This window comes from Candidatus Accumulibacter sp. ACC003, assembly GCF_907163085.1.
Classification (GTDB): domain Bacteria; phylum Pseudomonadota; class Gammaproteobacteria; order Burkholderiales; family Rhodocyclaceae; genus Accumulibacter.
On sequence record NZ_CAJQTX010000002.1, the window covers coordinates 604,167 to 628,350 of the forward strand.

The 24,184-nt window shown below is 63.6% G+C and carries 26 protein-coding genes; 20 read left to right on the plus strand and 6 right to left on the minus strand.

Features of this window, described 5'->3' with window-relative positions; genetic code table 11:
• Nucleotides 1–211: 211 nt before the first annotated feature.
• Nucleotides 212–778 (plus strand): dCTP deaminase, encoded by a 567-nt coding sequence (dcd, locus tag QZ656_RS06370; protein ID WP_291992583.1) that lies wholly within the window; start codon nucleotides 212–214, stop codon nucleotides 776–778.
• 106 nt (nucleotides 779–884) lie between these two features.
• The gene (locus QZ656_RS06375) at nucleotides 885–3,122 is read left to right on the plus strand and encodes an arginine/lysine/ornithine decarboxylase (RefSeq protein ID WP_291992584.1); all 2,238 of its coding nucleotides are present in this window, start codon (nucleotides 885–887) and stop codon (nucleotides 3,120–3,122) included.
• Nucleotides 3,123–3,313: 191 nt separating this feature from the next.
• Here the strand turns inward: QZ656_RS06375 and QZ656_RS06380 are convergent, their stop codons facing one another.
• The 3 genes from QZ656_RS06380 to QZ656_RS06390 form a co-directional block, all read right to left on the minus strand.
• Nucleotides 3,314–4,585, minus strand: coding sequence for a hemolysin family protein (locus QZ656_RS06380; protein ID WP_291992585.1), 1,272 nt, complete (start codon nucleotides 4,583–4,585; stop codon nucleotides 3,314–3,316).
• Nucleotides 4,586–4,588: 3 nt separating this feature from the next.
• Nucleotides 4,589–6,094 carry a hemolysin family protein gene (locus QZ656_RS06385; RefSeq protein ID WP_291992586.1) on the minus strand — a complete coding sequence of 502 codons (1,506 nt, stop codon included), beginning with the start codon at nucleotides 6,092–6,094 and terminating at the stop codon, nucleotides 4,589–4,591.
• Between the two features lie 399 nt (nucleotides 6,095–6,493).
• On the minus strand, nucleotides 6,494–7,924 hold the full coding sequence (locus QZ656_RS06390; RefSeq protein ID WP_291992587.1) for a hemolysin family protein: 1,431 nt from the start codon (nucleotides 7,922–7,924) through the stop codon (nucleotides 6,494–6,496).
• Between the two features lie 339 nt (nucleotides 7,925–8,263).
• Between QZ656_RS06390 and hisG the strand changes: the two genes are divergently transcribed.
• Both hisG and hisD read left to right on the plus strand, forming a co-directional pair.
• On the plus strand, nucleotides 8,264–8,908 hold the full coding sequence (hisG, locus tag QZ656_RS06395) for an ATP phosphoribosyltransferase (protein WP_291992588.1): 645 nt from the start codon (nucleotides 8,264–8,266) through the stop codon (nucleotides 8,906–8,908).
• A complete protein-coding gene (gene hisD / locus QZ656_RS06400; protein ID WP_291992589.1) occupies nucleotides 8,905–10,266 on the plus strand; it encodes a histidinol dehydrogenase in 1,362 nt (453 codons plus the stop codon). Before hisG ends, hisD begins: the two co-directional genes overlap by 4 nt.
• A 28-nt stretch (nucleotides 10,267–10,294) precedes the next feature.
• Here hisD and hisC read toward each other — a convergent pair whose 3' ends face one another.
• Nucleotides 10,295–11,371 (minus strand): histidinol-phosphate transaminase, encoded by a 1,077-nt coding sequence (gene hisC, locus QZ656_RS06405; RefSeq protein WP_291992590.1) that lies wholly within the window; start codon nucleotides 11,369–11,371, stop codon nucleotides 10,295–10,297.
• A gap of 199 nt (nucleotides 11,372–11,570) precedes the next feature.
• On the opposite strand from hisC, the gene hisB reads away from it, so the two are divergent.
• The 10 genes from hisB (at nucleotide 11,571) to tatC (ending at nucleotide 17,363) form a co-directional block, all read left to right on the plus strand.
• Nucleotides 11,571–12,158 (plus strand): imidazoleglycerol-phosphate dehydratase HisB, encoded by a 588-nt coding sequence (gene hisB / locus QZ656_RS06410; protein ID WP_291992591.1) that lies wholly within the window; start codon nucleotides 11,571–11,573, stop codon nucleotides 12,156–12,158.
• Nucleotides 12,158–12,817 (plus strand): imidazole glycerol phosphate synthase subunit HisH, encoded by a 660-nt coding sequence (gene hisH, locus QZ656_RS06415; protein ID WP_291992592.1) that lies wholly within the window; start codon nucleotides 12,158–12,160, stop codon nucleotides 12,815–12,817. Before hisB ends, hisH begins: the two co-directional genes overlap by 1 nt.
• An 85-nt stretch (nucleotides 12,818–12,902) precedes the next feature.
• Complete coding sequence (gene hisA, locus QZ656_RS06420; protein WP_291992593.1) at nucleotides 12,903–13,646, plus strand: 1-(5-phosphoribosyl)-5-[(5-phosphoribosylamino)methylideneamino]imidazole-4-carboxamide isomerase; 744 nt, start codon at nucleotides 12,903–12,905, stop codon at nucleotides 13,644–13,646.
• Between the two features lie 40 nt (nucleotides 13,647–13,686).
• On the plus strand, nucleotides 13,687–14,448 hold the full coding sequence (gene hisF / locus QZ656_RS06425) for an imidazole glycerol phosphate synthase subunit HisF (RefSeq protein ID WP_291992594.1): 762 nt from the start codon (nucleotides 13,687–13,689) through the stop codon (nucleotides 14,446–14,448).
• Nucleotides 14,445–14,849 carry a phosphoribosyl-AMP cyclohydrolase gene (gene hisI, locus QZ656_RS06430; RefSeq protein ID WP_291992595.1) on the plus strand — a complete coding sequence of 135 codons (405 nt, stop codon included), beginning with the start codon at nucleotides 14,445–14,447 and terminating at the stop codon, nucleotides 14,847–14,849. The genes hisF and hisI overlap by 4 nt, the downstream gene beginning before the upstream one ends.
• On the plus strand, nucleotides 14,846–15,166 hold the full coding sequence (locus QZ656_RS06435) for a phosphoribosyl-ATP diphosphatase (protein WP_291992596.1): 321 nt from the start codon (nucleotides 14,846–14,848) through the stop codon (nucleotides 15,164–15,166). The genes hisI and QZ656_RS06435 overlap by 4 nt, the downstream gene beginning before the upstream one ends.
• A 3-nt stretch (nucleotides 15,167–15,169) precedes the next feature.
• On the plus strand, nucleotides 15,170–15,520 hold the full coding sequence (locus tag QZ656_RS06440; RefSeq protein ID WP_291992597.1) for a histidine triad nucleotide-binding protein: 351 nt from the start codon (nucleotides 15,170–15,172) through the stop codon (nucleotides 15,518–15,520).
• Between the two features lie 204 nt (nucleotides 15,521–15,724).
• Nucleotides 15,725–15,976 carry a Sec-independent protein translocase subunit TatA gene (tatA, locus tag QZ656_RS06445; RefSeq protein ID WP_291992598.1) on the plus strand — a complete coding sequence of 84 codons (252 nt, stop codon included), beginning with the start codon at nucleotides 15,725–15,727 and terminating at the stop codon, nucleotides 15,974–15,976.
• A gap of 99 nt (nucleotides 15,977–16,075) precedes the next feature.
• Nucleotides 16,076–16,507 carry a Sec-independent protein translocase protein TatB gene (gene tatB, locus QZ656_RS06450; RefSeq protein ID WP_291992599.1) on the plus strand — a complete coding sequence of 144 codons (432 nt, stop codon included), beginning with the start codon at nucleotides 16,076–16,078 and terminating at the stop codon, nucleotides 16,505–16,507.
• 7 nt (nucleotides 16,508–16,514) lie between these two features.
• Nucleotides 16,515–17,363: a twin-arginine translocase subunit TatC gene (gene tatC, locus QZ656_RS06455; RefSeq protein WP_291992600.1), complete on the plus strand. Its 849-nt coding sequence runs from the start codon at nucleotides 16,515–16,517 to the stop codon at nucleotides 17,361–17,363.
• A 39-nt stretch (nucleotides 17,364–17,402) separates the two neighbouring features.
• On the opposite strand, the gene QZ656_RS06460 is transcribed toward tatC, so the two are convergent.
• Together QZ656_RS06460 and QZ656_RS06465 are read right to left on the minus strand one after the other, a co-directional pair.
• Entirely contained in the window at nucleotides 17,403–18,209 is an 807-nt protein-coding gene (locus QZ656_RS06460; RefSeq protein ID WP_291992601.1) for a class II glutamine amidotransferase, read from the minus strand.
• A gap of 31 nt (nucleotides 18,210–18,240) precedes the next feature.
• Nucleotides 18,241–19,416, minus strand: a complete 1,176-nt coding sequence (locus QZ656_RS06465) for a trypsin-like peptidase domain-containing protein (RefSeq protein WP_291992602.1) — start codon at nucleotides 19,414–19,416, stop codon at nucleotides 18,241–18,243.
• Between the two features lie 21 nt (nucleotides 19,417–19,437).
• Here QZ656_RS06465 and QZ656_RS06470 point away from each other — a divergent pair, with 21 nt between their 5' ends.
• The 6 genes from QZ656_RS06470 to QZ656_RS06495 all read left to right on the plus strand — a co-directional run bounded on the left by QZ656_RS06470 (nucleotide 19,438) and on the right by QZ656_RS06495 (nucleotide 24,149).
• On the plus strand, nucleotides 19,438–20,184 hold the full coding sequence (locus QZ656_RS06470; protein ID WP_291992603.1) for a Nif3-like dinuclear metal center hexameric protein: 747 nt from the start codon (nucleotides 19,438–19,440) through the stop codon (nucleotides 20,182–20,184).
• A 224-nt stretch (nucleotides 20,185–20,408) separates the two neighbouring features.
• Nucleotides 20,409–21,092: a fumarylacetoacetate hydrolase family protein gene (locus QZ656_RS06475; RefSeq protein WP_291992604.1), complete on the plus strand. Its 684-nt coding sequence runs from the start codon at nucleotides 20,409–20,411 to the stop codon at nucleotides 21,090–21,092.
• A gap of 34 nt (nucleotides 21,093–21,126) precedes the next feature.
• Entirely contained in the window at nucleotides 21,127–21,675 is a 549-nt protein-coding gene (locus QZ656_RS06480) for a Gx transporter family protein (protein ID WP_291992605.1), read from the plus strand.
• Nucleotides 21,668–22,285 (plus strand): flavin prenyltransferase UbiX, encoded by a 618-nt coding sequence (locus QZ656_RS06485; RefSeq protein WP_291992606.1) that lies wholly within the window; start codon nucleotides 21,668–21,670, stop codon nucleotides 22,283–22,285. The genes QZ656_RS06480 and QZ656_RS06485 overlap by 8 nt, the downstream gene beginning before the upstream one ends.
• Nucleotides 22,285–22,929 (plus strand): LON peptidase substrate-binding domain-containing protein, encoded by a 645-nt coding sequence (locus QZ656_RS06490; RefSeq protein WP_291992607.1) that lies wholly within the window; start codon nucleotides 22,285–22,287, stop codon nucleotides 22,927–22,929. Before QZ656_RS06485 ends, QZ656_RS06490 begins: the two co-directional genes overlap by 1 nt.
• A gap of 32 nt (nucleotides 22,930–22,961) precedes the next feature.
• The gene (locus QZ656_RS06495) at nucleotides 22,962–24,149 is read left to right on the plus strand and encodes an MFS transporter (protein ID WP_291992608.1); all 1,188 of its coding nucleotides are present in this window, start codon (nucleotides 22,962–22,964) and stop codon (nucleotides 24,147–24,149) included.
• Nucleotides 24,150–24,184: the final 35 nt, after the last annotated feature.

Here is a 24,184-nt window from a genome sequence, read left to right on the forward strand (position 1 = left end):
GGGCCGCCCCCCTCTCCGTCCGACGGCAGGCGCCAGGCTCTAGCGGCGAGACCAGGCCGGTAGAGCGGCGGACGCAGGCAAAACCGAGCAGATTTTCACACGCGTCTGGCGACCGGCGCCCGCGCACTCGTGAGAAGCGGTTTCTTCCCTCGCCCGGACGCCGTAGAATGGTCGCTTTTCCCGCAATGTCGGGATTCGGGTGAGCACAGCAATGTCGATCAAATCGGATAAGTGGATCCGCCGCATGGCGACGGAGAACGGCATGATCGATCCTTTCGAGGCCAATCAGGTCCGCGAGATCGATGGTCGCCGGATCGTTTCCTACGGCACCTCGAGCTACGGCTACGACATCCGCTGCTCGGACGAATTCAAGCTGTTCACCAATCTCAACTCGACGATCGTCGACCCGAAAAATTTCGATCCCAATTCATTCGTCGAGGTCAAGAACGACTTCTGCATCATTCCACCGAACTCGTTTGCCCTGGCGCGTACCGTCGAATACTTCCGGATCCCGCGCAGCGTCCTGACCGTCTGTCTCGGCAAGAGTACCTATGCGCGCTGCGGCATCATCGTCAATGTCACGCCTTTCGAACCCGAGTGGGAAGGCTACGTGACACTGGAGTTCTCGAACACGACGCCGCTGCCGGCCAAAATCTACGCCAACGAGGGCATCGCGCAGGTGCTGTTCTTCGAAGCCGACGAGGAGTGTGAAACGTCGTACAAGGACCGTGGTGGCAAGTACCAGGGCCAGGTCGGGGTAACCCTGCCGAAGATGTGAGGTGGTGCACGACCGCCGCCAGAAGACCCACGGGATTGCCGACCATCGCCTCGCCACCGCGCTCATGCTGCCGCCCTCCCACCGTTGACTTCATACTGGACTGGTCATGCGTTTCGAATTCCCGGTAATCATCATCGACAAAGACTACCGTTCCGAGAACCCCGGAGGCCTGGGTATCCGGGCGCTGGCCAAAGCGATCGAGAAAAAGGGTTTTGAAGTCATTGGGGTGACCAGCTACGGTGACCTGACGTCGTTCGCGCAACAGCAGAGTCGTGCCTCGGCGTTCATCCTGTCGATCGACGACGAAGACTTCAGAGACGGCAAAGCAGAGCACACCGTCGCCAGCCTGCGCGCCTTCGTCAAGGAAATACGCTGTCGCAACGAGGATATCCCGATCTTCCTCTACGGCGAGACGCGAACCTCGGTGCACATCCCGAACGACGTGCTGCGCGAGTTGCACGGCTTCATCCACATGTTCGAGGATACCCCCGAGTTCATCGGCCGTTACGTCATTCGCGAAGCCAAGGCCTACCTGGAAAGTCTGGCGCCGCCGTTCTTCCGCGCGCTCACGCATTATGCCGAGGACGGCTCGTATTCGTGGCACTGCCCGGGGCACTCGGGTGGCGTAGCTTTCCTGAAAAGCCCGGTGGGCCGGATGTTCCACCAGTTCTTCGGCGAAAACATGCTGCGTGCAGACGTCTGCAACGCCGTCGAGGAACTCGGACAACTGCTCGACCACACCGGTCCGGTTGCCGCCTCGGAGCGCAATGCGGCACGTATCTTCAACGCCGACCACCTGTATTTCGTCACCAACGGCACCTCGACGTCGAACAAGATCGTCTGGCACTCGACGGTCGCTCCCGGCGACATCGTCGTCGTCGACCGCAACTGCCACAAGTCGGTACTCCACGCGATCATCATGACCGGCGCCATACCGGTGTTCCTGATGCCGACTCGCAACCACTACGGCATCATCGGGCCGATTCCGAAAGAGCAGTTCCGCTGGGAAAACATCCGCCAGAAGATCGACGCGCACCCGTTCGCGCGCGAGGTCAAGGCCAGGCCGCGGGTATTGACCATCACTCAGAGCACCTACGACGGCATCCTCTACAACGTCGAGGAGATCAAGGAAATGCTCGACGGCGAGATCGATACCCTGCACTTCGACGAAGCCTGGCTGCCGCACGCGGCTTTCCACGAGTTCTACGGCGATTACCATGCGATCGGCGCCGATCGGCCGCGCTGCAAAGACTCGATGATCTTCTCGACGCAATCGACGCACAAGCTGCTCGCCGGGCTCTCGCAGGCGTCGCAAATTCTGGTTCAGGATTCGCAAGGACGAAAACTCGACCGTGACATCTTCAACGAAGCCTATCTGATGCACACCTCGACGTCGCCGCAATACGCGATCATCGCTTCCTGCGACGTCGCGGCGGCGATGATGGACGCGCCCGGCGGCACGGCGCTGGTCGAGGAGTCGATCGCCGAGGCGCTCAATTTCCGGCGCACCATGCGCAAGGTCGAGCAGGAGTGGGGCGCCGACTGGTGGTTCAAGGTCTGGGGGCCCGACGACCTGTCGGAAGAGGGAATCGAAGAGCGTGCGGCGTGGATCCTCAAACCCGGCGAACGCTGGCACGGCTTCGGCATGCTCGCCGACGGTTTCAACATGCTCGACCCGATCAAGGCGACGATCATCACGCCCGGGCTCGACGTCGACGGCGATTTCGCCGACTGGGGAATTCCGGCGGCCATCGTCACCAAGTACCTGGCCGAACACGGCGTCATCGTCGAAAAATGCGGCCTGTATTCATTCTTCATCATGTTCACGATTGGCATCACCAAGGGTCGCTGGAACACGATGGTCACCGAACTGCAGCAGTTCAAGGATGGTTACGACCAGAACCTGCCGCTGTCGAAGGTGATGCCCGAGTTTCTGGCGAAGAATCCGCGTTACGAACGCTACGGCCTGAAAGACCTCTGCAAGCAGATTCACGGCATCTACGCGACCAACGACGTGGCGCACCTGACCACCACGATGTACCTCTCGAACATGGAACCGGCGATGAAGCCGGCCGACGCGTTTGCCCGCATGGCGCACCGCGAGATCGACCGCGTGCCGATCGACGATCTTGAAGGGCGGATTACCAGCACCTTGCTGACGCCCTACCCGCCAGGAATTCCGCTGCTCATCCCGGGTGAGCGGTTCAACGCCACGATCGTTCGCTATCTCCGCTTCGCGCGCGACTTCAACGAAAGATTCCCGGGCTTCGAAACCGACGTCCACGGCCTGGTCAAGGCGATGGTCAACGGCAAGCCGGTGTACTCGGTGGACTGCGTTCGCTGAGTTTTCCGGCGGCGGCGGTCATCCCGGATGCGTGGCGACCGACCGGCCACTACCGGAAGGCCCTCGCGCCAACAGCGTTCAACGACGACTATCCTGCGCCGCGGCCGAGGCGCGAAAAACCGGCGGCCGCCACTCTAGCAGCACCCGTCTTGACGGGCTGTGGCGCCCCGACGATGAGCGGCGATTGGCCATCAAACCCGCTTGATGTGCACCTTGGTAACGGTGCGCGCGCTCACCGTCCGCACCGTGAATTGGTAGCTTTCCTCGCGAATCTGGCTACCCACGGGTGGAATGGTGCGCAGCCGGTTGATCATCAGTCCAGCCACGGTATGCGCCGCCTCCATTGGTATGTTGAGGTGAAGTTCCTCGTTGATCTGCGAAATCGGCGTGCGCCCATCGACCAGGAACTCGTCGGGCCCCAGCGCTTTGATCATGATGCGCTGCTTGCTCCGGTGCGATTCGTACTCGTCGAAATCGTAGCCGACATCGATTTCTCCGACCACCTCCTCGAAGATGTCTTCCATGCTGAGAATGCCGATGGCCAGGCCGAATTCGTTGACTACCACCGCCATGAAGTCGATCGGACGCGACAGCAGGGTCTGGATCGTTCGATCGATGGGCTGTTTGGAAGTTACATAGACCGGCTCCTGGATGTAGCTGGCCTTGGGTTTGCTGTTGATGTCGGCGGCCATCAAGTCCCATGAGTTCAGCGTCAGGATGCCGACGACGTTGGACATGTTGCCGCGATAGACCGGCAAACGATTGTAGCCGTGCGTAAGCACCAGGGTCACCGCCTCCTCCATGCTGGCGTGCTCGCTGAGGCCCACCACTTCGTCCAGTGGGGTCATCACTTCGCCCACCGAAGTCTCCGAGAAGCGCGTGATGCGCGCCACCTTCTCGGCGTCAAAACTACCGTCGTCGTCGCTGCTCGATGACATCTCGAGCAGCATGCGCAGCTCCTCGCGGGTGATCAGGCCACTCTTGTCGGGCGTGCTACCGCCCGCCAGGCGCGTCGCAAAGCGCGCGATGCGACTGAAGACGAAGATCACCGGATAGTAAAGCCAGGAAAAGAAGCGCAGGGCGAAAACGATGCGGGTTACCAGGAAGTCCGCTTTTTGCTGGTAGATGCTCTTCGGAACGATCTCCCCGAGGATCAGCAGAAACGGCGTCGCCAACACCACCGAGATGATGTCCCCACTGGGCCCGAGGAACTCGATGAAGATCAGGGTAATCAGCGTGGTAACGGTCACCGTCGCGACGTTGGTCCCCACCAGCGTCGTTCCCAACAGCACATCCGGCGTCTTGTACAGCTTGAGTACCAGAGCGGCACCCTTGTCACCGGTCTTTGCGAGGTGGCGCAACCTGATCTTGTCGCTGTTCACCATGGCGATCTCCGAACCCGAGAAGAAGCCCTTGAGTAACAGGAAGATCACGATCAAAACGCATTCGAGGAATATTTCCATGGCTCAGACCCCTTTTGTCGCCGACGGATTATTGGCAGAGCTGGCGTCGAGGTCTGCCGTTTCGTCAGCAGCCGAAGCTGCCGGCACGGCTGCCAAAACCGACCCTGGGTCGGCCATCGCGGCCGCCCCTTGTGCAGGCGATTCGGCGCCCGTTGGCAGGCCCTCAAGGCCCTGCGCTGGCGGCGGCGGCGCTTCGGGTTCCGGGTCCGGGCCGAGATCAAGCCGCGTCACGCGAAACCGGTCGATGCGCAATCCCTGCATCTGTTCAACGGCGAAAATGAAGCCTTGAAACGTCACCGAGTCGCCAACCCTCGGCAGGCGGTTCAGCAAGCGCATCATCAGGCCACCGACGGTGTTCATGCTCGGATCATCGAGATCGGCTCCCACCAGTTGGTTGAAGTCGACCAGACTCATGTCGCCGGGAATCGTATAGACCTTGCTCACCTCGATCTCGCGAACGCCGGGCTCCTGCGACGGCGGCGCCAGCTTGCCCAGCATGAACGCGGCGACGTCGCGGATCGAGACAATTCCCAGAACGTTGGCGTATTCGCCGATCACCAGCGCCAGCCGCGTGCGGTTCTCCTGGAAGAATTCGACCATCTCGTCCACCTTCTTGGTCGACGGGACGAAATGGGCTTGGCGCATCACGTCGCGGACCTTGATTGCCGTTATGTCGGCACCGCTACGAACCAGCTTGATCACGTCTTCGGAATGAACAAAACCGACGATGTTCGAAGGGTTGTCCTCGAACAAAGGCACGCGGGCGTGGTGGACGGCCTGAAAGGCCTCCACTAGTTGACACAGAGGTTGCTCCACATCAAACGAAACCATGCTCGAAATCGGCGTCATGATGTCTACGACCTCGGCTTCCGAGGCCTCCAGCATGTTGTCGATGAGAATCCGCTCGGTCGGCACGATCTCGCCACTGGCCTCGCCTTCCTCCACCAGGGTACGAAACTCGTCGGAATGAAGGATGTTTTCCTTCTTGACCGGCTCACCAACGATGGCCGTGGTGATGCGGTCAGCGATCGCGCGCACCACCTTGCGCAGCGGCGCGACGAAAGCGATCCATCGCGGCAAGAGCGCCGCCGAAATGCGGGTAGAAACCATGATCGGATGCGTGACGGCGATGGTCTTCGGCGTCACCTCACCGACCAGTAGGAGCAGCGGAACCATCACCAGAATATTGAGTAAGGTCGTTTCGTCTTCGCTGAAATACTTCAACAGGATCGCCGCCATGTTCGCCGACGAGGCGATGTTCACCAACTCGTTGCCACACAACAGCGAGATGATCAGGCGGCGCGGCTCTTCGAGCATCTCCTGGATACTCTTGAAGCGCGGGTGTTGGCTGTTCTGCAGCCTCTGCATATCGAAGGAAGTCAGCGAAAAAAGCGCTGTTTCGGATCCCGAAAAGAACGCCGAGGCGGTCAGCAGTGCAACCTGAACGCTAAGCCGGATGACCAGTTCCAAATCGATCCAGGCAGGTATCTGCTTAATCCATTCGTCCATAAGCAAACTCCCCCAATTCGAGTCCAGCGCTAACCGTCAACGTGCAGCTGACCGCTGGCGCCGAGGCGTACGGCCGCGTGCCAGCGCAGTGCCTAAAAAGTACTACCACACCAGTCCGCGTCGCCTCTTGGCAGTGCTCGCCAGCGTTACATCTGCTGCAGGGAGCGTGCGCATCGGCATGCACAAGCCAATCCGCTCGCCTGATACTCGCTGCCGTCGTAAACGCCTGACGCGAGCGCCCCCGCTCAGCGGCGTGTGGCGCATGGCCCACGCCAGCCCCCCTGGAAACCGCGTTAACCACGCCGCAAGTGACATGCCGACCAGAAAACACCAGAAACCAGCACTTTCATGACGGCCAGCAGTGTAACCTCATTGCCTCGGCGGAGCGAAAACCTTTGCTCAGCCACCAGTTGGGTACTGCTGGCCATCTGCCGCAGAAGAGTCTTCGACCAGGCGGACGACGCCGTCGTCGCCGAGCGCCGTATCTTCAAACTTCAGCAGAGTGATCCGGTGGTTGTCCATCTCCAGTACCGTCAGGCGACCGCCTTCGAGGTCGACCGAATCGCCAATCTTTGGCACGTTGCCCAACTTCTTGTAGAACAATCCGGCAAGAGTGACATAGTCGTCGTCGAGCGGGAACGGGAAATCAAGCAGTGCTTCCAGGTCGGTGACGCGCATCGACGCGTCGATCTCGTACTGGCTGCCGACCAGTTTCCGCAGCCGCCGCCCCTGGCGCGTGAACTCGTCCTCGTACTCGCCGACGATTTCCTCGAGGATGTCTTCGAGCGTGATGATTCCCTCGGTGCCACCGTATTCGTCGATGACGATCGCCATCTGCTGACGGCTGTGCTTGAATTCCTTGAGCAGGTCGCTCAGCGATTTGCTGTTCGGTACGATGAACGGCGCCTGTGCGAAGTCACCGACGCGTCGCTGGCTGACCTCTTCCAGAGTCTGGCCGCTACTTTCGGCCATCACCGTCAACAACTCCTTGATCGCCACCACGCCGGTAATCCGGTCGAGACTCTTGTCGCAGATCGGAAAGCGCGCGTGCGGCACGTCACGGAAGACCCGCAGCGCCTCGGCAAGCGTGTCGTCCTGCATCAGCGCGCGGATGCGCGTCCGCGGGATCATCGCCTCGCGTACGGTGTGTTCGTCGAGCTTGAAGACGCCGCGGATCATCTGTGTCTCCTCGGGAGCCAGCGTGCCGTCTTTCTCGCTGGCCGAGAGAATCATGCGGATTTCCTCGACCGACATCGTGAAGTGGCTTTCCCCATGCCCTTCCAGATTGCTCTGCCCGAACAGCCTGAGCAGCGCGTTCGACGACATTTTCATGACGTGGATCAGTGGCTTGAAGGTCAGGTACAGAATGTTGATCGTGCCGCCGACGGCCATGCTCAACTGTTCGGCCTTGTGGAAAGCCAGGACCTTGGGAGCCAGCTCGCCGGCGACCACGTGCAGGAAGGAAATGGCGATAAAGGCAAAGACGTAGGACATCGTATGCGCGGCCTTGTGTACCGCTGCGCTATCGCCGAAGATCGTGAAGATCGCCACAAAGCTCGAATCGGTCAGCGTGCTGATGGTCTCCATCCCCACCGCTCCCAGGCCGAGCGAGACCAGCGTGATGCCGACCTGCGTCACCGAGTAGAAGCGTTCGGGTTCGTTGTGCAGCATCTCGACCCTGGCGGCGCGCTTGTCACCCATCTCGGACAGCTGTTTGATGCGGCTACGACGCGCCGACGAGATGGCAATCTCCGACCCGACAAAGAAAGCGTTGCCGGCGATGAAGAACAGAATAAGTACGAGATTGAGATAAAGATTCATTTGTTCCATGCCAACACTCCTCCAATATCAGCGACACGCCAGATCCCCCAGCGATCGCTTGCCAGCACCCCGTCAGCCACCGAACGAGCCGTCCGAACAGGTTGTGATGCCGCACATTTGTTGTCTTTTTGCTCTTGTATCGCCCCGCGGGCGACGCTGCGCGCGAATAATACGCGATTTATGCTCAAACTTTGCGTCGTCCACGCCTGCGGCCGTGTCGTCGCCGCGCCTGCCAGCCGTCTCGGGCCGCCGACATGCCAGGCGCTGACGCGCCGCCGTGCGGGCTGGCAACGCCGCTAAGCGCCTTGAGGTAAAATGCGCGCTTCGTTGTCGAGCAGGAAAGACGCCGTGAATGGCATTACCATCGCCCTCTCCAAGGGCCGAATTTTCGAAGAAACTCTGCCGCTGCTGGCGGCCGCCGGGATCGCGCCGCTTGAGGACCCCGAAACCTCACGCCGACTGATCATCCCGACCAGCCGCGACGACGTGCGTTTGGTTATCGTCCGCGCTACCGACGCCCCGACCTACGTGCAATACGGTGCTGCCGACGTCGGCGTGGCCGGCAAGGACGTGCTGCTCGAACACGGCAGCGACGGCCTTTACCAGCCGATCGACCTGAAAATCGCCAAATGCCGAATGATGGTCGCCGTCCCGGCCGGCTTCGACTATGCGCATGCGGTACGGCAGGGCGCGCGCCTCAAGGTGGCGAGCAAGTACGTCAATATCGCCCGCGAACACTTCGCCGCCAAGGGCGTGCATGTCGACCTGATCAAGCTGTATGGTTCGATGGAACTGGCGCCGCTGGCCGGCCTCGCCGACGCCATCGTCGACCTGGTTTCGACCGGCAGCACGCTGAAGGCCAACAATCTCCTGGCCGTCGAGCACATCATGGACATCTCGTCGCGGCTGATCGTCAACCAGGCCGCTCTCAAGCTCAAACGCGAGACGCTGGAACCGATTCTCGCGGCCATCGCCGGCGTCGTCGAACGATGATCAAGATCAAGCGGCTGACCAGCAGCGGCGCCGATTTTACGGCGCGCCTGAACACCCTGCTGGCCTTCGAGGCCGCGCAGGACGCAGCCGTCGAGGACACCGTCGCCAGTATCCTGGCCGACGTCAAGGCGCGCGGCGACGCCGCGGTGGTCGAATACACCCGCCGCTTCGACGGTCTGGGTGTCCAGGCGATAGCCGAACTGGAGGTCTCGCAAGAGGCGCTGCAGCGCGCCCTGGCCGGGCTGCCAAGTGGCCAGCGTGAGGCGCTCGAAGCCGCCGCCAGCCGCGTCCGCAGCTACCACCAGCGGCAAACGCTGCGCAGCTGGCAGTATGAAGAAGGGGACGACGAGAGCAGCGATCAGCAGCGCGCCGCGAGCGCTACGGACGAGCGCGCCAAGACCGGCGGCACGATGCTCGGCCAGAAGATCACGCCGCTCGACCGTGTCGGCCTGTACGTCCCCGGTGGCAAGGCCTCGTACCCGTCATCGGTGTTGATGAACGCGATTCCGGCACGCGTCGCCGGTGTGCGCGAATTGATCATGGTCGTGCCGACGCCAGGTGGCGAACACAACCCGCTGGTGCTCGCCGCCGCCGCGCTGGTCGGCGTCGACCGCGTCTTTACGATCGGTGGCGCGCAGGCGGTTGCTGCACTGGCGTATGGCACCCAAAGCATTCCGCAGGTGGACAAGATCGTCGGCCCCGGCAACGCCTACGTCGCCGCCGCCAAGCGCCGCGTCTTCGGCGTCGTCGGCATCGACATGGTCGCCGGGCCTTCGGAAATCCTGATCATCTGCGATGGCCATACCGACCCCGACTGGGTGGCCATGGATCTCTTTTCGCAGGCCGAGCACGACGAACTGGCGCAAGCGATCCTGCTCTGTCCCGATGCCACCTATCTCGACCGCGTGGCCGCTTCGCTCGAAGCCCTGCTACCGAGCATGCCGCGCCAGCAGGTGATTCGTGCCGCGCTGGAAAATCGCGGCGCGCTGATCCACGTCGGCGACCTTGATGAAGCTTGCCAGATCGCCAACCGGATCGCTCCCGAACACCTCGAACTGTCGCTCGACGACGCCGACGCCTGGGTCGACAAGATTCGCCACGCTGGCGCAATTTTCATCGGCCGCCATACGTCGGAGGCGCTGGGCGATTACTGCGCTGGCCCGAACCACGTTCTGCCGACGTCTGGTAGCGCGCGCTTCTCGTCACCGCTGGGGGTCTACGACTTCCAGAAACGGACCAGCCTGATCCGCGTCTCGCCCGCTGCGGCGAAAACGCTCGGCCGCATCGCCGCGACGCTGGCCTACGGCGAGGGCTTGCCGGCACACGCCAGATCGGCCGAATACCGCGTCGACGGCTGAACTGGCGGCGCGGCAAGCGCTGCGACGATCAGCCGACGATGTCGCGCAAGGCGGCGACCAGCAAGGCACATTCGGCGTCGCTGCCGATACTGATCCGCAGGTGCTGGTCGATGCGTGCCAGCGCGAAGTGGCGGACGATGATCCCGCGCTGGCGCAATGCCGCCGCGAGTTGTGCGGCGTCGCGCTGCGGGTGGCGAGCAAAGACGAAGTTGGCCAGCGACGGCAGGACCTCGAAGCCCAGCGCCAGCAGCTCGCCGCTGAGCACCTGGCGACTGCGCATGACCGCTTGCCGCGTCAGCTCGAAGTGCTCGTCATCGGCGAGAGCGGCGACGGCACCAGCGATCGCCAGGCGGTCGAGCGGATACGAGTTGAAGCTGTTCTTGACGCGTTCCAGCGCCTCGATCAGGTCAAGGTGGCCGACCGCGTAACCGACACGCAGGCCGGCCAGCGAACGCGCCTTGGACAAGGTATGCACGACCAGCAGGTTCGGGTACTCGTTGACCAGGGCGATCGCCGACTCGCCGCCGAAATCCACGTAGGCCTCGTCGACCACCAGCACCGACTGCTGATTCCTGGACAGCAGCCGCGCGATCGCCGCGACCGGCAGCAGGCAGCCGGTCGGTGCGTTCGGATTCGGAAAAATGATGCCGCCGTTGGCCGTCGCATAATCGTCGATGCGGATCATAAAATCCTCGTCCAGCGGCACCGTCCTGTAGGCGACGTCGTGCAGAGCGCAATACACGGTATAGAAGCTGTAGGTGATGTCCGGGAAGAGAATCGGCAAGGGGTGTCTGAGCAAGGCCATGAACACGTGCGCCAGCACTTCGTCCGAGCCGTTACCGACAAAGACCTGCTGCGGCGTGATCGCGTAATCGGCGAAGCGGGCGGCAACGGCCTCCTTGACGCGGCCCGCATTCGGGTCCGGGTAGAGCCGCAACCGTTCGCCGTCATTGGCCAGTTCGGCGGTAATCGCGGCGACCACCCGCGGCGACGGCGGGTAGGGATTTTCGTTGGTGTTCAGCTTGACCAGCTTCGCCAACTGCGGCTGTTCGCCCGGAACGTAAGGCGTCAGGCGATCAACGAGGGAACTCCAGTAGTGGCTCATGAATGGCGTCACAGGTCGGATGCAAGGGAAGCGCGAAATGGTATCATGCGCGTCTGTCGCTCGAGACGCATCCACTGCGCATCGTCGGCGACTCGCCAGATGAGCGTGAACGGTGCTCGCGGGTCCACCAAGCCGCCATGCCTTGTCTGACGCGACACTTGCAGCCCCTATTCTCTTACTACCCGGCGATAGTCTCCCGATGCGGCAAGCAGAAGTCTCCAGGAATACGCTCGAAACCCGGATCAGCGTTCGTTTGAACCTTGATGGCAGTGGCCAGGGCCACTTCGCCACCGGCGTCGCCTTCCTCGATCACATGCTCGATCAGATTGCCCGCCATGGACTGATTGACCTCGAGGTGCAAGCCGACGGCGACCTGCACATCGACGCGCACCATACCGTCGAGGATATCGGCATCACCATCGGCCAGGCGCTGGCCAGGGCGCTCGGCGACAAGAAGGGGCTGCGGCGCTACGGGCACGCCTACGTGCCGCTAGACGAAGCACTGTCGCGGGTGGTCATCGACCTCTCCGGCCGGCCCGGCCTCGAGTTCCACGTCGACTTCAAGCGCGCCATGATCGGCGCTTTCGACGTCGACCTGGTGCACGAGTTTTTCCAGGGCCTGGTCAATCACGCGCTGCTCAGCCTGCACATCGACAACCTGCGCGGCGACAACGCGCACCACCAGGCCGAAACGGTGTTCAAGGCCTTCGGTCGCGCACTGCGCGTCGCCGTCGAAGCCGACCCGCGCGCGGGTGACAGCATTCCATCGACCAAAGGCACGCTCTGATGGCAACGGTCAGTTCCCCATCCGGGGCGATCGTCGTCGTTGATTACGGCATGGGCAACCTGCGTTCGGTCTGGCAGGCGCTGGCGCGCGTCGCCGTCGGTCGACAGGTGCTGGTCTCGTCCGACCCCGCAGTGGTCAGCGCGGCCGAGCGCGTGGTCTTCCCCGGTCAGGGCGCGATGCCCGACTGCATGCACGAAATCGACCGCCGCGGCTTGCGCCCGGCGGTCCTGGACGCCGCCAGGAACAAGCCTTTCCTGGGAATTTGTATCGGCCAGCAGATGCTCTTCGAACACAGCGAGGAGGGCGATGTGCCGGGACTCGGCGTCATCGCCGGCACGGTCCGGCGTTTCCCGTCGGCGCGGATGTTCGACGCCGCCGGCAACCAACTCAAGGTCCCGCACATGGGCTGGAACGAAGTGCAGCACAGCCGCCAACACGCGTTGTGGAAGGGTATCGCCGACGGCGCACGCTTCTATTTTGTGCACAGCTATTTCGTTGCCCCGGACGACGACGACTGCGTCGTCGGCACGACCGCTTACGGCGTCCCCTTTACCAGTGCAGTGGCTCGAGATAATATCTTCGCCATTCAGTGCCATCCGGAAAAGAGCGCCGTAGACGGGCTCGCCCTGCTGGCCAATTTCGTCGCCTGGAAGCCTTGACGCGGCGCCCGGCTCGCGCCTCTTCACGTCGCTGGCGCCGAGCCTTCTCACCTCCTCCCACCTCACTTCTGCTTGCCCATCCAAAATGCTGATCATTCCCGCGATTGACCTCAAAAACGGACAATGCGTCCGTCTCAAACAGGGTCTCATGGACCAGGTGACCGTCTTTTCAAGCTCGCCGGGCGAGCAGGCTCGCCACTGGCTGACCCAGGGCGCGCGTCGCCTGCACGTGGTCGACCTCGACGGCGCCTTCGCCGGCAAGCCGAAAAACGAGCGCGCGATCAAGGAAATCGTCGACGCCGTCGGCGACCAAATCCCCGTGCAACTCGGCGGCGGCATTCGTGATCTCGACACCATCGAACGCTGCCTCGACGACGGCGTCAGTTACGTGATTATCGGCACCGCTGCGGTCAAGAACCCCGGCTTCCTGCACGACGCCTGCGGCGCCTTCCCCGGCCACATCATCGTCGGCCTCGACGCCCGCGACGGCAAAGTCGCCGTCGATGGCTGGTCGAAGATGACCGGCCACGACGTCATCGACCTGGCCAAGAAGTACGAGGACTACGGCGTCGAAGCGATCATTTATACCGACATCGGCCGCGACGGCATGCTCTCCGGAATCAACATCGAGGCGACGACCCGGCTCGCCCAGGCGCTGCTGATTCCGGTGATCGCCAGTGGCGGCATGTCCAACCTCGACGACATCCGGCAGCTTTGCGCGGTCGAGCAGGAAGGAATCAGCGCCGCCATCGCCGGTCGTGCGATCTACGACGGATCGCTCGACTTTGCCTTGGCGCAGGCCGAAGCCGATCGGGCGAGCAAGCCTTGATCTGCGCCAATCGCCGATCAGACCAACGCGCCAACGACTCGTGAGCCTCGCCAAGCGAATCATCCCCTGCCTCGACGTGACCGCCGGTCGCGTCGTCAAGGGTACCAATTTCGTTGACCTGCGCGACGCTGGCGACCCGGTGGAAATTGCCCGTCGCTACGACGAGCAGGGCGCCGACGAAGTGACCTTTCTCGATATCACCGCCTCGTCCGACCAGCGCGACATCATCCTGCACATCGTCGAAGCCTGTGCAGCAGAGGTGTTCATTCCGCTGACCGTCGGTGGCGGTGTGCGCTCGATCGCCGATGTGCGGCGGCTGTTGAACGCCGGCGCCGACAAGGTGAGCATGAACACCGCCGCCGTCGACAACCCGGACCTCATTGCCGAAGCATCGGCCAAGGTCGGCAACCAGTGCATCGTCGTGGCCATCGACGCCAAGCAGCTGTCGCCAGGGGTATGGCAGGTATTCACCCATGGCGGACGCCGGAATACGGGTATCGACGCCGTCGCCTGGGCGCGCCGCGTTCAGCAACTCGGTGCCGGCGAAATCCTGCTGACCAGCATGGATCGGGACGGCACGCGTAACGGTTTTGATTTGCCGCTGACACGCGCCGTGTCCAGCGCCGTCGACATCCCGGTGATCGCCAGCGGTGGCGTCGGCAATTTGCAGCACCTTGCCGACGGCGTCTCGGAAGGCCGCGCCGACGCCGTTCTCGCCGCCAGCATCTTCCACTTTGGTGAATACACGATTCGTCAGGCCAAGGAATACCTGCACGAGCGAGGCATCGAGGTTCGCCGGTGAGTGATCTGGACCCTCGCCTACCGTGGCTCGAAGCCCTCAAGTGGGACGATCAAGGCCTGCTGCCGGCGATTGCCCAGGACGCCGTCAGCGGTCGGGTGCTGATGTTCGCCTTCATGAACCGGCAGTCGCTGCAGGAGACGCTGAATAGCGGTAGCGCGGTATACTGGTCGCGTTCGCGCCACAGGTTGTGGCGGAAAGGCGAAGAATCCGGACATCGGCAACGGCTGCGCTCGATCCGCACCGACTGTGACGGCGACGTCTTGTTACTGGCCATCGATCAGGACGGCGGCATTGCCTGCCACAGCGGTCGCCAGAGCTGCTTTTTCTATCAACTGCAGGGGCACTTGTGGGTAGCCGTCGACCCGGTACTCAAGGACCCCGAGGAAATTTACGGTAAATGAACATGGACATGCTGCACCGGATCTCGGAGACGCTGCTTTCCCGCCGCAAGGCGGACCCGGAAACCTCCTACACGGCGCAGCTGATGGCCAAGGGACCGGACGCAATCCTGAAGAAGATCGGCGAGGAAACTGCCGAGTTGATCATGGCCGGCAAGGAAGGCAACCGCCTGCACGTCGTCTGGGAATCAACCGACGTGCTCTACCACACGATGGTCCTGCTCGCCTTCTATGGCCTGACGATCGAAGACGTCCTGCAGGAGATGCGGCGGCGTGAAGGCGTTTCCGGCATCGACGAGAAGAAGTCGCGGAAGGGCTGAGCGATGGAAGACTGCCTGTTCTGCAAGATCGCCGCGGGTCAGATCCCGTCGCGTAAGGTGTACGAGGACGAGCAGATCTTTGCCTTCCACGACATCAACCCGGCTCGCCCGGTCCACCTGCTGGTGATTCCCAAGCAGCACATCACTTCGCTGGCCAGCGCCAGCGACGCCGACCTGCCCGTTCTTGGCCGCATGCTGGCGATCGCCAACCGCCTGGCGAGCGAACAAGGCAGCCCGGACGGATTCCGGCTGATCATCAATACCGGCACCATCGGCCATCAGGAAGTGCAGCACCTGCACGCGCATATCGTCGGTGGGCCGGACCCGGTCGGGCCGATGCTCAAGCGAACCTGAGCGGCACGGCCCGCAGGCGCCGCATCGAGCGATACCGGTCACCGACAAAGCTGGTGAATTTCACATTAACGATCATGACAAGTGCAAACACCCCAAATCATGAAAGTCATGACCGCCCCCCTCTTCCCCGGCCCTTCTCCCGCAGTGTGGAGAAGGGAGATTCGTGAGTCGCGTACGCGACTTTCACATTAATGGAGGCCCGCCATGGGTTCTTTCAGCATCTGGCACTGGTTGATCGTTCTGGTCATCGTCCTGCTGGTTTTTGGCACCAAGAAGCTGCGTGGTCTCGGCTCCGATCTCGGTGGCGCGGTCAAGGGATTCAAGGAGGGCATCAAGGAGGCGACGGCCGAAGACCAGCCGACCGACGGCACGGCGCAGACCGCGCCACCGCCGCAGCAGCAGGTCAAGGACGGCCAGACCATCGAGGGCGAGGTCAGGGAAAAAACCAGGAGCTAGGCGCCATGCCAGCCGCCCGCCCGGCCGACGCCAGCAAGCGGCGGTCGCCCGCCGTCCGCCGCCGCCCCGAGCTTTCGCCCCTGCCGCCAGCGAGCCCCGATGTTTGATATCAGCTTCACCGAGATGATCATGATTGCCGTCGTCGCACTGGTGGTCATCGGACCCGAACGACTGCCCAAGGTCGCGCGCACAGCGGGCCTCCTGCTGGGCCGCCTGCAGCGTTATGTCAGCGACGTGAAATCGGACATCAACCGCGAAATCCAGCTCGACGAGTTGAAGAAACTGCGCGCCGAGATTCAGGACTCCGCGCGCAGCGTCGAACAAAGTCTAAGCAATGAAATGAAGGCCGCACGGCAAGCGATGGCGCAGACCACACCAACGGTCAGCGGTGAGCAGCGCGCCGCAGCGCCACCCGGCGAACAAGCGCCGCCGCTGACCTCGACGCCGGCTCAGGCGACGGCCCAGCCGACGGTCGAGGCGCCGCTGGCGCCTGCCGGCAGCGGCGCCGACAAGCCGAGCGGAACGGCGTGAGCGACCGATGAGCGAAAGCGAAGACTCTTTCCTGTCGCACCTGGTCGAGTTGCGCAACCGCCTGATCCGCGTGCTGATCGCCGTCGGCCTGGTCTTCGTCTGTCTCTTCCCGTGGGCCAAGGAACTCTATTCGCTGCTCGCGCAGCCGCTTCTGGCGACACTGCCGCAAGGCGGCCAGATGATCGCCACCGACGTCGTCGGCGTTTTCCTGGTGCCGATGAAGGTCGCGCTGATGGTCGCTTTCCTGATCGCCCTGCCCTACGTCCTCTATCAAATCTGGGCTTTCATCGCTCCCGGCCTTTATGCCCACGAGAAGCGACTGGCGCTGCCGCTGGTCGCCACCAGCGTGCTGCTGTTCTTCACCGGCATGGCCTTCGCCTACTTCCTGGTCTTTCCGACGGTCTTCGGATTCATGTCCAAGATCGCGCCCGAGGGTGTCGCCTGGATGACCGACATCGAGAAGTATCTGTCGTTCGTGATGACCTCCTTCATCGCCTTCGGGGTGACCTTCGAGGTTCCGGTGGTGGTCGTCGTGCTGGTCTACACGGGTATCGTCGACCTCGCCAAACTGCGCGAATGGCGCCCTTACGTCATTGTCGGTTCTTTCATCGTGGCGGCGATCTTCACGCCACCCGACGTCATTTCGCAGTTGCTGATGGCCATTCCGCTGTGCCTTCTTTTTGAGCTCGGGCTGCTGCTCGCCAGGAGTGTCAGCCGACGCACGACGGCGGCCGGCGCCGCCAGCGAACAAGCTACCCCGGCAGATGAGTGGACACCGCTGAGCGCCGACGAAATGCAGCAGGCGGTCGCCGATCTCAGCCAGCAGCAGAAACGCGACGACAAACCCGACGCCTGAAATTCTGCCAACGCCAACGGCTGCCGGCAAGGCCCGGGCTCAGGACGAGTTCGGCGCGGCGGCGGCGACGGTCAAGCGATGGCGAACCGGCGCGCCGCCTTCGAACAGCCACAGGCTGCCGGGCGGCATCGTCGTCCACTGCTCGTTATCGGTCAAGGGGACCGTGGCAATCACCGCGACGCGGTCGTCCGGCGTCGTCACAGCGCTGAAATCGATGCTCAGATCCTGATCGCGCAGGTGCGCTACGGCAAAGGGCGCCTGCCGAATGATGTAGGTCAACTGCGTCGAGCAGTGCGCGAACAGGCAATCGCCGTTCGACAGCAGGTAGTTGCACGCCCCACGCGCGCCAAGTTCAAGCGTCAGTTGATGCAGCGCGTCGAACAGCCGCTCGCGACTCGGCGGCCGGCTGCCGAAGCGCTCGCGCAACTCCTGTAGCAACCAGCAGAAGGCGCGCTCGCTGTCGGTCTGACCAACCGGCGTGAAGCTGCCGTCGAGCGTCGGCGAAAAATCGGGCAAATGGCCATTGTGCGCAAAGATCCAGCAGCGTCCCCACAGTTCGCGCATGAAAGGGTGGGTATTCTCGAGCGCGACGAGTCCCTGCGTGGCTTTGCGGATATGCGCGATGACGTTTTCCGAACGGATCGGATAACTGCACACCAGCGCCGCGACCGGCGACGAACACGACGGCTGCGGATCGAGAAATACGCGCGTGCCGCGACCTTCGAAAAAGGCGATTCCCCAGCCGTCGGAATGCACGTCGGTAGCACCGCCGCGGACCTGAAAGCCGGCAAACGAAAAGCAGATGTCGGTCGGCACATTGCAGTTCATGCCGAGCAATTGGCACATTCCGGTTCCCTTGATCGCCTCGCTGCCCGGCCTACTCGCGCTCGCGGCGCTGTGGCGCCCGCTTGCCGATCTTGACCGTCGCCTCGAGCAGCTGGTTCTGGCGACGCAACTGGAAGCTGACCGTTTCGCCGGGCTTCTGGCCCGCGATCAGATCGAGCATCACCTGCGGATCCTTGACCGCGCGACCGGCGACGGCGAGCAGCACATCGCCCGGCTTTATCCCGGCTGCATCGGCTGGACTGCCGCGCAGGACGCCGGCGATCAACGCACCGCTGGTATCCGGCAGGCCGAAGGATTCGGCCAGATCGACGGTGATCTCCTGCGCCTCGACGCCAATCCAGCCGCGCGTCACGGTGCCGCTCTCGATGATCTGCTCCATGACGTTCCTGGCGATCGAGATCGGAATGGCAAAACCGATGCCGAGCGAACCGCCCGAGCGCGAGTAGATCGCCGTGTTGATGCCAATCAGATTGCCCCGGCTATCGACCAACGCGCCACCCGAGTTGCCCGGGTTGATCGCCGCGTCGGTCTGGATGAAGTTCTCGAAGGTATTAATCCCCAGGTGCGAGCGGCCCAGCGCCGAGATGATTCCCATGGTCACCGTCTGGCCGACGCCGAAAGGATTGCCGATCGCCAGCGTCACGTCGCCGACCAGCACGTCGTCCATCTGTCCCAGCGTAATCGCCGGCAAAACCAGTGCCTTGCCGTGACCTTCAGTGATCTGCAGCACCGCCAGATCGGACTCGGGGTCGCTGCCAACGACGCGGGCGTTGAGGTTGCGGCCGTCGCTGAGGGCGATCTCGATCTGGTCGGCCGCTTCGACGACGTGGAAGTTCGTGAGAACATAGCCGCTCGAACTGACGATGACGCCCGAGCCGAGGCCGGAAGTGCTCGGCTCATCGCCGTCCTGACCGTCGCCAAAGAAGTGGCGAAAAGTCGGGTCGTCGAGCAAGGGATGGCGACGAGCCTTGATCTTCTGCGAGGTAAAGATGTGCACCACCGATGGCAGCGCTTTCTTCGCCGCTTCACGATACGACGGCGCGACGAGCACGGGCGGGGTGCCGCTAGCCGACTCCTGCAGGGCAACGATGCTCGGCCCGCTGGCGGAGCGTTTGCCCAACCACTCGGGCTTGAGCGTGCTGACCACAAAGAGAACGGCGAGACCGATGGTCACCGTTTGTGCAAAAATCAGCCAGAGCCTGCGCATGGGCGAAACCGGAGCCAGTAAATGAAACGCGAAGAATTGACACGCTACCTGGACAACCTCCTGGACGCCGGGCGCTTTCGCGATTATTGCCCAAACGGCCTGCAAGTGGAAGGACGGCCCGATCTCCAGCGCCTGGTCGCTGGCGTCACCGCCAGCCAGGCCTTGCTCGATGCCGCCGTGGCGCGTGATGCCGATGCCATCCTGGTCCATCATGGCTGGTTTTGGCGCGGCGAGGATGGCCGCGTCACCGGCATCCGCAAGACGCGCCTGCAGACCCTGCTACAGCACGACATCAACCTGATCGCCTATCATCTGCCGCTCGACAGCCACGCCGAATTCGGCAACAACGCGCAGCTGGCCAAACGGCTCGGCTGGCTTGCCGACGGTCGCTTCGGCGAGCAGGACGTCGGCTGGCTGGGTCGCCTGCAAACACCGACCACGCTGACGCAGCTCAGCGAACGCGTCGCCCGCGAGTTGCAGCGCGTGCCGCTGACCGTCGGCGACGGCGAGCGTCTGGTCAGCCGCATCGGCTGGTGTAGCGGGGGCGCGCAGGGCTTGTTCGAAGAAGCCATCACACTCGGCGTCGACGCCTACCTGAGCGGCGAGGTCTCGGAACAGACCGTACACCTGGCGCGCGAATCCGGCATTGGCTACCTCGCCGCCGGCCATCACGCCAGCGAACGCTACGGCGTGCAGGCGCTCGCGACACACCTGGCCGAGCGTTTCGACCTCGACTGTCAATTCGTCGACATCGACAACCCCGTCTAACGGTCATGACATGTTGAGAGATCCCAGATCATGAAAGCCATGACCGCCCCCTCGCACTTGCCGTGCGCATTCCGGCTTTGCATGCCGGAATCGTTCGCCGGGCAGGGAGCACGCGTCCTGAATTCCCCGCCTCACCGCAGCCCTTCTCCCGCAGTCGGGAGAAGGAATGTCCGTCTGTCCCGGACGACACTTTCACATTAAATTAAGCCAACAGGAGCAAGCTCATGCGCTACATCTTTCCGCCCGCGCCACAGGTCGGCGTTGCCATCGCCGGCAGCGACGGCCTTTTCCCGGTGCGCCGGGTCTACTGTGTTGGTCGCAATTACGCCGACCACGCCGTCGAAATGGGCGCCGACAGCCGCGAACCGCCCTTTTTCTTCAGCAAGCCGGCCGATGCGCTGGTTTCCGGCGGCGGCGACGTCCCCTATCCACCGGCAACCAACAACTTGCAGCACGAGGTCGAGCTGGTCGTCGCGCTGGCCAGCGGCGGCGCTGATATCCCGCTGTCGCGAGCACTCGAGTCGGTCTATGGCTACGCCGTCGGTCTCGACCTGACCCGGCGCGACCTGCAGCTGGCGGCCAAGGACAAGGGCCAGCCATGGGACATGAGCAAGGGCTTCGACCACAGCGCACCGATCGCGGCCATCCAGCCGCTGGCGGCGAATGCTCATCCCGCGAGCGCGGCAATCTGGCTCAAGGTCAATGGCCAACTGCGCCAGCAGGGCGACGTGCAGCAGATGTCGTGGAAGGTCGCCGAAGTCATTGCCAATCTATCGACCTACGTCACGCTCGCCGCCGGCGACCTGATTTTCACCGGCACGCCGGCCGGGGTATCGAAGGCGCAGCGTGGCGATGTCCTCGAAGCAGGCATCGCCGGCGTCGGCGAACTGACCGTGCGGCTCGTCTGAAAGCGCTGCAGGCGGCCGCCTGAGCGAACGACGGATGCTCCCGACGAAACGGCTGATCCAGCTCGTAGCGACGCCCGAGGACCATCGCATCGCGCAGCTGGCAGCGGCGGCAATTGCGTTGTCGCTGCTCGACGCGGCGATCCCGCTCCCCTTGCCGGGTGTCAAACCCGGGCTGGCCAACATCGTCACGATGATCGTCCTGGCGCGCCACGGCTGGCTCGCCGCGGCCTGGGTCAGCGGCCTGCGGGTCTTCGCCGGCGGCCTGCTGCTCGGCTACTTTTTCTCGCCCGGATTCTTCATGAGCCTGACCGGCGCGCTGTTCAGCCTGGCGGCTCTGGCGCTGGCCAGCCGCCTGCCCGGTCGCTGGTTCGGGCCGGTCAGCTGGAGCATCATGGCCGCTTTTGCACATATCGGCGGGCAGCTCGTGCTCGCCCGACTGTGGCTGATCCCCCACAACGGCCTGTTCTTGATGGTGCCTTTTTTCGCCGTCGCGGCGCTCACTTTCGGTATCATCAACGGCCTGCTGGCGGCACGTCTGCTTGAAGAACTGCCGGCCAACGCCGCGGAGGTGAAAAATGCCTGAAACGATCTGCCTGGCCTTCACCGGCGCCTCTGGCATGCCCTACGGCGTGCGCCTGCTGGAATGCCTGCTGGCCGCTGGTTGCCGGGTGCAACTGCTTTATTCGCAGGTCGCGCAGATTGTCGCCCGCCAGGAGCTCGGCCTGGAACTACCGGCACGCGCCAGCGAGGCGCGCGCCGCCTTGCAGCAACGCTACCCGGACTTGCCGGGAACCCTCGAAGTCTACGGCCGCGAGGAGTGGTTTGCCCCGGTCGCCAGCGGCTCCAATCCCCCCGACGCGATGGTCGTCTGCCCGTGCTCGATGGGTACCCTGGCGGCGATCGCGCAGGGGCTGGCGAGCAAACTGATCGAACGTGCGGCCGACGTCGTCCTCAAGGAAGGTCGGCCGTTGATCCTGGTGCCGCGCGAGACGCCACTGTCGGCGATCCATCTCGAGAACATGTTGCGCCTGTCACGAGCGGGGGCGGTGATCCTGCCGCCCAACCCGGGTTTCTATCACCATCCGCAACGCGTCGAGGACCTGATTGATTTTGTCGTCGCCCGCATCCTCGATCAACTGCGCGTGCCGCATGCGCTGATGCAGCGCTGGGGTGACCTCGAGGGCAGTGCGTGATGGGCAGCGACGGCGACGAGCGACAGGCCGCTGAAAATGCCGCAGCCCGGCAGCCGCTGGGCATCGCTCTGTTCCCGCTGGCGGCGGTGCTCTTTCCCGGTGGCCTGCTGTCGCTTAAGGTCTTTGAGCAGCGCTACCTCGAAATGGCCGCCGACTGCCTGCGCCAGGGCTTGCCCTTTGGCGTCTGCCTGATCGCCAGCGGCGACGAGGTCGGCGCCCCGGCAGCACCCTGGGCGGTCGGCACGCTGGCGCATATCGTCGAGGCCGATATGCCGCAACTCGGGATCATGCTACTCAGCGTCCGCGGCGGCCGCCGCTTTCGCATAGAGCAGCGGAAGGTGATGCCGGGCGGCCTGTTGCGTGCCAGCGTGACGCTGCTCGACGAGCCCGAGCGGCAAGCGCTGCCGCCAGAGTACGCCAGGCTGGGCGCCGTGTTGCAGCAAATCGTCATGCGACTCGCCAGCGATCAAGCGCCGGATGCATCCGTCTTCGACGACGCCAGCTGGGTGAGCTACCAACTCGCCGACGCCTTGCCGCTGGCGAACCTGGCCAAACAGAAGCTGCTGGAACTCGACGATCCCGTGGCAAGGCTGCAGGCCCTGGCGAGCTATCTCTCGCTGCAGCAGCTGATCGCCGAGGAATGACGCGGCGGGGTGAGCATTCAGCAGTCTGGCTGGTGGCCATCTTCTGCGCCGCCGAAACCGCGTCGATGGCTGGCTTCGCGCTGGTGCCTTCGCTGCTGCCGCAACTGTCGACGCAATGGTCCTTGTCGGCAACGCAGGGCGGCTGGCTTGGCGGCATTTTCTTTCTCGGCTACATCCTTGCCGTGCCGATCCTGGTCGGCTTGACCGATCGCGTCGACGCGCGGCGCATCTACCTGGCCTGCGCCAGCTTGAGTAGCGTCGCGCTGGCCGGCCTGGCCAGCTTTGCCGACGGTTTCGCCGCCGCGCTGTTCTGGTGGTGGCTGGCCGGACTTGGCCTGGCGGGCACCTACATGCCTGGCCTGAAGGCACTCACCGATCGCCTGCCAATCGCCGTGCAATCGCGTGCGACGGCCTTCTATACCGCCACCTTCGGCGTCGGCGCTGGCCTGTCGTACCTCTGGATCGAGTTGCTGCGGGGGCTGTTGCCATGGCCCGCGCTGTTTGCGCTCGCCGCGGCGTGCACCGCCCTGGCGGTTGCGCTGGTCTGGCGCGGCGTCGCGCCGGGCGAGCGACCGACGCCGCCCGCGCCTGGCGGCGGTCGTTGGCGCGAAGTTCTGCGCGACCGGCGCATCCTGGCGTTCTGCGGCGGCTACTTCGGCCACAACTGGGAACTCTTCGGTTTCCGCGGCTGGCTGGTCGCCTACCTGACGTGGACGCACGCCAACGCCGCGCACGCGTGGACCAGCAAGCCCGGTGCGTTCGCCGCGCTGGCCACTTTTCTCGCAGTTCCCGCCAGCATCCTCGGCAACGAGGGCGCGCAACGCTGGGGACGCAGTCGCTGGCTGAACGGCGTCATGCCCCTATCGTGCGTTCTGGCGCTCGTCGTCGGTTTTTCAAGCGGCCAGTCAAGCCACCTACTGCTACCGCTGCTGCTGGTTTACGCGCTGAGCATGAATCTCGACTCAGCGGCGCTGACGGCTGGCCTGCTCACCGGAACCGCTGCCGACAAACGCGGTACGGCGCTTGCGCTTTACTCGGCGATCGGCTTCGCTGGCGGCTTCATCGGGCCAGTCGCCTTTGGCGTTGCGCTCGATACCTTCGGTCGCGCCAGCCACCGTGGCTGGGCCGCCGGCTTCGTGACACTGGCCTGCGGCGTCGCTTTCGGGCGCTGGGCCATCGGCAGAATCGACGCGCCGCCGGCGACATCGATTCACCCATGAGCCGGCGACACCAGCACCGCCGGCGATCAACGCTC